General features: G+C 47.6%; 1 protein-coding gene. It reads right to left on the bottom strand.

Annotated features, from left to right (window positions below):
• Positions 1 to 212: 212 nt before the first annotated feature.
• A partial coding sequence (locus tag ACTHUM_RS17655) for an amino acid--tRNA ligase-related protein (RefSeq protein ID WP_440403642.1) occupies positions 213 to 603 on the bottom strand: 391 nt, incomplete at its 5' end.

The following is a 603-nucleotide window of genomic DNA, read 5'->3' as shown; positions in this document are numbered from 1 at the left end:
GTCTGTAACTGGATGTATTCTAGCAGACTGTCAACAAACTGAAAAACGTTTACATATTCTTTTTTATATTATCTTTTTGATTATCATGTAATTTTATTATTATGGTGTAAAGGATTTATCGATTTAAACTCTTCCGTTTTACATATTTGAACAAAAAGGCCGTCTGAAAACAGAGTCTTGTTTTCAGACGGCCTTGATTTTATTTCAATGCGTTATTCGGGACGCATTTGTGGGAACAGAATCACGTCGCGGATGGTTTGCGAATCGGTCAGCAACATGACCAAGCGGTCGATACCGATGCCGCAGCCGCCGGTCGGCGGTAAACCGAACTCCATGGCGCGGATGTAGTCGGCATCATAGTGCATGGCTTCATCGTCGCCGGCGTCTTTTTGCGCCACTTGCGCTTTGAAGCGTTCGGCTTGGTCTTCCGGATCGTTCAACTCAGAGTAACCGTTTGCCAGTTCGCGGCCGACAACGAAAAGCTCGAAGCGCTCGGTCAAACCCGGTTTGCTGTCGGATGCGCGTGCCAATGGCGACACTTCGACAGGGTAGTCGATGATGAAAGTCGGGTTCCACAGTTTGCCCTCGGCGCAACCTTCAAAC

Source organism: Neisseria sp. P0021.S006 (assembly GCF_051956895.1).
The sequence above is the reverse complement of the archived record's forward strand: the minus strand, read 5'-3'. Positions and strand labels throughout refer to the sequence as shown.